At 60.7% G+C, this 5544-nt stretch carries 6 protein-coding genes and 1 pseudogene; all 7 read left to right on the top strand.

Features of this window, described 5'->3' with window-relative positions:
* A pseudogene (locus HF921_RS09450) lies at window positions 1-404 on the top strand (ammonium transporter); the annotation flags it as partial.
* 2 nt (window positions 405-406) lie between these two features.
* Window positions 407-1255 carry an NAD(P)H-hydrate dehydratase gene (locus tag HF921_RS09445; protein WP_215892591.1) on the top strand — a complete coding sequence of 283 codons (849 nt, stop codon included), beginning with the start codon at window positions 407-409 and terminating at the stop codon, window positions 1253-1255.
* Complete coding sequence (bioA, locus tag HF921_RS09440; protein WP_215893723.1) at window positions 1242-2591, top strand: adenosylmethionine--8-amino-7-oxononanoate transaminase; 1350 nt, start codon at window positions 1242-1244, stop codon at window positions 2589-2591. Before HF921_RS09445 ends, bioA begins: the two co-directional genes overlap by 14 nt.
* On the top strand, window positions 2591-3046 hold the full coding sequence (locus HF921_RS09435) for a CBS domain-containing protein (protein ID WP_064219157.1): 456 nt from the start codon (window positions 2591-2593) through the stop codon (window positions 3044-3046). Before bioA ends, HF921_RS09435 begins: the two co-directional genes overlap by 1 nt.
* A gap of 12 nt (window positions 3047-3058) precedes the next feature.
* Window positions 3059-3544 (top strand): tRNA (adenosine(37)-N6)-threonylcarbamoyltransferase complex ATPase subunit type 1 TsaE, encoded by a 486-nt coding sequence (tsaE, locus tag HF921_RS09430; protein ID WP_064219158.1) that lies wholly within the window; start codon window positions 3059-3061, stop codon window positions 3542-3544.
* The gene (gene mutL, locus HF921_RS09425; protein ID WP_215893722.1) at window positions 3534-5327 is read left to right on the top strand and encodes a DNA mismatch repair endonuclease MutL; all 1794 of its coding nucleotides are present in this window, start codon (window positions 3534-3536) and stop codon (window positions 5325-5327) included. Before tsaE ends, mutL begins: the two co-directional genes overlap by 11 nt.
* On the top strand, window positions 5324-5544 hold a 221-nt coding region (locus tag HF921_RS09420; protein ID WP_319025487.1), incomplete at its 3' end, for an isopentenyl transferase family protein. The genes mutL and HF921_RS09420, both read left to right, overlap by 4 nt.

Here is a 5544-nt window from a genome sequence, read left to right as displayed (position 1 = left end):
TCTGCGCCGGTTCCGATGTGGTGCAACCCATCGGTGCTTTGGCCATCGGCGCTATTGCCGGTATTATCTTTGTCTACCTCTTCACTTTTGTGCAGCACCGCCTGCGTCTGGATGACGTGCTTGGCGTATGGCCGATGCACGGCGTCTGCGGCGTGTGGGGTGGGCTGGCCGTCGGCATTTTTGGACATCAGTTCCTCGGCGGCGCCGGTGGGGTCAGTTTCTGGTCCCAGTTGCTGGGTACCTCGTTGGGCGTACTGGTCGCCCTGGCGGGCAGCGGCATCGTCTACGGCGGCATCAAGTACTTCATCGGGATTCGTCTGGACCCCGAGGCGGAGTATGCCGGTGCCGATTTGAGCCTGCACCATGTCAGCGCATATCCTGAAGAGGATATCGAGAGGGCGTGACCATGAATGAAGCCTTTGTTGCCCTGAACTGGCGGACAGTCCCGACCCTGCCGGCGCGTAACCCGCAGGCGCACAAAGGGAGCTTCGGGCACGTTTTCGCGGTAGGCGGAGGGCCAGGCATGGGTGGAGCACTGGCGCTGGCCTGTGTGGCCGCCTACCGGGTGGGCGCCGGACTGGTGACGGCCGTCGGTCATCCCTCGGCCATCCCTTATCTGGCGGCATATCTGCCTGAAGCTACCTGGCGGGACTGGCCTGCGAGTTTCGCAGATTTGCCGGATCAAGCAGTCCTGGCCGTTGGCCCGGGCCTGGGTCAGGGCCTGGCCGCCCATGATCTTTTGCGGGAGATCGGTACACTGTCCTGCCCCCAAGTCTGGGACGCCGACGCCCTGAACATTCTCGCGCGTTTTGGTCCGGAACTGTTGGCCGCCGATGCGCTTCGTCTGTTTACCCCCCATCCTGGGGAGGCGGCGCGCCTGCTAGGGGTGCCGGTCGCCGCCGTTCAGGCCGATCGCGTCGCGGCCATTTGCCGATTGCAGGCCCGCTATGGCGGGTATTGGGTGCTCAAGGGTCACCATAGTTTGTTACTGGGTGGTGGTCGTTGGCTTTGCCCGCTGGGCAATCCCGGTATGGCGACGGGCGGCAGCGGGGATGTCCTTACCGGTATACTCGCGGGTCTGCTCGCCCAGGATTTGGAAGCGGACAAGGCCTTATCCCTTGGCGTGTGCCTGCACGCCCGCGCGGGTGACCTCGCTGCCGCGCAGATGGGCGAAGCCAGCCTGCTGGCCAGAGATATCCTGGCGGCAGTGCCTCGCGTACTACAGGAGTTAGCGCAAAACAATGACGGAAACTGAAGAATTGCGGGAATGGGATCGCCGTTATTTCTGGCATCCCTTCACTCAGATGCAGTGTTATGGAGACGATGATCCATGGATCATCGAACGGGCCGAAGGCAATTACGTGTACGATACGGAAGGCCATCGCTGTCTGGACGCCATTGCCAGCCTGTGGTGCAATATCCATGGTCATCGCCACCCCCGACTGGACGCCGCCCTGATCGCGCAGATCGGTAAAGTCGCGCACAGCACGGCGCTGGGCGCGAGCAATCCCCCGGCTATACACCTCGCCAAGGCACTGGTGGAAATTACCCCGGCCTCTTTGCAGCACTGTTTTTTTTCGGAGGATGGGTCAGAAGCGGTCGAAGTGGCCATCAAAATGGCGGCTCAATACTGGTGTAATCTGGGCCGCCCTGAAAAACATCTCTTCCTGACCCTGGACAATGCCTATCATGGTGACACCGTGGGCGCTGTTTCGGTGGGCGGTTTCCCCTTGTTTCATGCGGTGTACGGCCATCTCCTGTTCCCGACTTTACGCTTGCCGAGCCCATATGTATTGCAATGGGAAGACTGCGAGGGAGATCCGCTGCAGGCGACCACCGCATGGCTGGCGACGCTGGAATCCACGCTCCAGGATCAGGGCGGCGAGATCGCGGCCCTGATCCTGGAGGGGGGGGTGCAAGGTGCCGCCGGCATATTGCCTTTTCCTCCCGGCATTCTGGCGGGTGCGCAACGTCTGTGCCGGGCCTATGAGGTTTTGTTGATCATTGATGAGGTCGCAACCGGCTTTGGTCGCAGCGGCAAGCTTTTTTCCTGTGAGTGGGAGTCTGTCGAACCAGACTTGCTGGCCTTGGGCAAAGGGCTGAGCGGTGGTTACTTGCCGCTGGCCGCGACCCTCGCCGCAGAACATGTTTATGCCGCTTTCCTTGCGCCTTTCGGGGAAACCCGGCAGTTTTACTACGGGCATACCTACACCGCCAATCCCCTGGCCTGTGCGGTAGCGCTGGAGAATCTGACTCTTTTTGCGGAAGGCGCCGTGCTGGCCGCTTTGCCTGGGAAAATCGCCCAGTTGCGCGTCGGTCTGCAACGCTTTCACGGCCGGTCGTGGGCGGGAGAGGTCCGCCAGTTCGGTATGATGGCCGCCATCGCCTTGCGCGATCCCAGGACGAATGCGCCTTATCCCTACGCCGATCGGGTCGAATACGCGGTGTGCCGACGGGCACGGGAAATGGGCGTTTATAGCCGTCCTCTCGGCGATCTCCTCACCATAGTTCCGCCGCTGTCGGTGACAGCAGCGGAAATAGACATTATCCTCAACACATTATATGACGCCATGGCGGAAGGACGATCCTGATGAAAACGGCCCAAGATATTATGACGCGCGAGGCCATCACCGTGCTGGCGGATGATTCGGTGCAGAAGGTGGGCGAGCTGCTCCTGAGTTCCGGGCATCACAGCCTCCCGGTGGTCGATGGCGACGGTCATCTGGTCGGGATGATCGGTGAACGGGATCTGATCGATGCCCACCGCAAGGTGCATCTGCCCACCATGCTCACGATTCTCGACGGACTGATTCCGCTCGGCGGCATGCATGAATACGAGGAGGAATTGCGCAAGGTAACGGCGGTGACTGCCGGCCAATTGGCCACGGCCCGCGTCATCAGCGTAGCCCCCGAGGAGGATGTGGATGCGGTTGCCGAAAAATTGCTGCGGAAGGACGTGCATGCCGTACCGGTAGTCGACAGCAGCGGCCTCCTGTTGGGCATCATCAGTCGTTCGGACATTCTCCGGCATCTGCTGAAGCCCTGAATCGGGTATCTGATGTACTGGGATTTCGCAGATGCTGAAGCCTGCCGGGACTGGGGGCAGCGATTGGCCCTGCGCATCGATATCCCTGCGGTCATTTATCTTGCGGGCGATCTCGGGGTCGGTAAGACGACCTTGACCCAGGCCGTGTTGCGAGCGCTGGGTGTCACCCAGCCCGTTAAGAGCCCCACCTATACTTTAATGGAACAATATCAGACCCGCATCGGACCCGCGCTGCATCTGGATTTATATCGCTTGCTGGAACCTGAAGAGCTGGAATTCATTGGCATTCGGGATTATCTGGCCGAGTCCGCCCTGTGGCTGGTGGAATGGCCGGAGCGGGGTGCGGGTTTCCTTCCCGCTGCTGATCTGTCACTCGGCCTCAGCATTCTGGACAGTGGCAGTCACCGCCTTGACTGGCAGGCGCATCGACCTCGTGTTCAGGGCTGGGCCGAGTTTTTGCCACCCCCGTCCGGCGGGAGCAATAGCGATGTCGGCTGATCAAGCACCCCGCGTGCATCGCCTGGACGCTACTCTGGCCAATCAGATAGCCGCGGGTGAGGTGGTCGAACGCCCCGCCTCCATCCTCAAAGAGCTATTGGAAAACAGCCTGGATGCCGGAGCGACGCGAATCACGATTCATCTGGAGGGTGGTGGGGTCGACCTGCTCAGTGTTGAGGATGACGGCGTTGGAATATTCCCCGAAGACCTGGTCTTGGCCCTGGAACGCCACGCGACCAGTAAAGTGGCGACCTGGGAGGATCTTCAGGCGATCCATACCATGGGCTTCCGCGGCGAGGCCTTGCCCGCCATTGCTTCTGTTTCGCGCCTGGAAATAGTTTCGCGGGCGCATGGCCAGAAGCAGGCTACCCGTCTGCAAGTGATCGGTGGTGCCACCGCCGCGCCGGAGCCATCAGCCCGGGCACCGGGCACCACGGTCCGTGTGGCTGATTTATTCTTTAATGTGCCCGCGCGGCGCAAGTTTTTGCGCAGTGCGTCCGCTGAACTGTCGCGGAACCAAAAAGTACTGCGACAGATCGCTCTGGCCAATTTCCCGGTGGCCTTTCATCTTCTCCAGAACGATCGCGCGCTCGTGCAGCTTCCTGCGGCCCTGGATGCCGACAGCCGGGCACTACGCGTGGCCAATATCATGGGGGAGGGCTTCCTCGCCAACGCGTTATATATCGAGCAGGAAGATCAAGGCCTATCCCTCAGCGGCTGGCTGGGTCTGCCCACTTACAACCGTGCCCGCGGGGACGAACAGTATTTTTACGTCAACGGTCGTCCGGTGCGTGACCCGGTGATTACCCATGCCCTGCGTGCGTCCTATAATGACGTACTGTTTCAGGATCGCCACCCGCTTTACGTGCTTTACCTGAAACTGCCGCCCGAGCGGGTAGATGTTAACGTGCATCCCGCCAAGGCCGAGGTGCGCTTTCGCGATAGTCGTGAGATACACGATTTTCTCTTCCATACCCTGCGGCGGGTGATTGCGGAACAGGGGGGAGCGCACCCGCAATTGACTGTGCCGGTCCAGCCCCTGTCACCGGCGCCTGCGCTGCAAAGTTCGCCGCCCCGAGCTTATCAACACCCGGCCCAGCGACCGCTGAGTGCGGTGCAGGATGGATCCGGAGCCTATTGGGAACGACTGGTAGCGCCGGCAATGACTTTTGTGCCAAGCACTGACATGCCTGCGGCACCCCTTCAGGAGCTGGCCCCGGACTACCCTCTTGGTCAGGCCCTGGCGCAAATTCACGCGCGCTTTATTCTCGCCGAGAACAGGGAAGGCATGATCCTCGTCGATCAGCATGCCGCCCATGAACGCATCCTCTACGAGAAGATGAAGATGGCATCACAACAAAATGATAAACAAGTGTTTATTATTCCAGAATACCTGCATGTAACAGCGACACAGATGGCGCGCTTCGAGGCAAAGCAAAACGCCCTGCAAGCTGCCGGACTGGAAATCAGTGTGGCTGGTCCCGGAACGTTGGCTATTCATGCCGCCCCCAAGGCCATCCCGGCCGCCACCTATGGACAGATCGTCACCGACCTCCTGGCCGAGGAGTCGGCCTGGACCGGGAAGGACAGCGATGCCGCTCTCGCCGATATGGCTTGCCGTGCCGCCATTAAAACCAGTCGTCGCCTCAGCCTGGAAGAAATGAACAGCCTCCTGCGCCAACTGGAAGCCACTCCGCGTTTCGGACAGTGCAATCACGGTCGACCCACGGTCGTGCAATTTTCGCTGGCCGATCTGGACCGTCTTTTTCTGCGCGGACGATGATTCCCGCCATTTTTCTGATGGGTCCGACCGCCAGTGGCAAGACCGATCTGGCCTTGCGTCTGGCCGATATGCTGCCGGTAGACATTATCAGTGTCGACTCGTTGCTGGTGTATCGCCACTTTGATATCGGCAGCGCTAAACCCAGCCCGACTCTGCGCCAGCGATATCCGCACGCACTGGTCGATATCCGGGAGCCCGACGCAGCTTATTCGGCGGG

This window comes from Acidithiobacillus ferriphilus (assembly GCF_018854775.1).
GTDB classification, from domain to species: Bacteria; Pseudomonadota; Gammaproteobacteria; order Acidithiobacillales; family Acidithiobacillaceae; genus Acidithiobacillus; species Acidithiobacillus ferriphilus.
The sequence above is the reverse complement of the archived record's forward strand: the minus strand, read 5'-3'. Positions and strand labels throughout refer to the sequence as shown.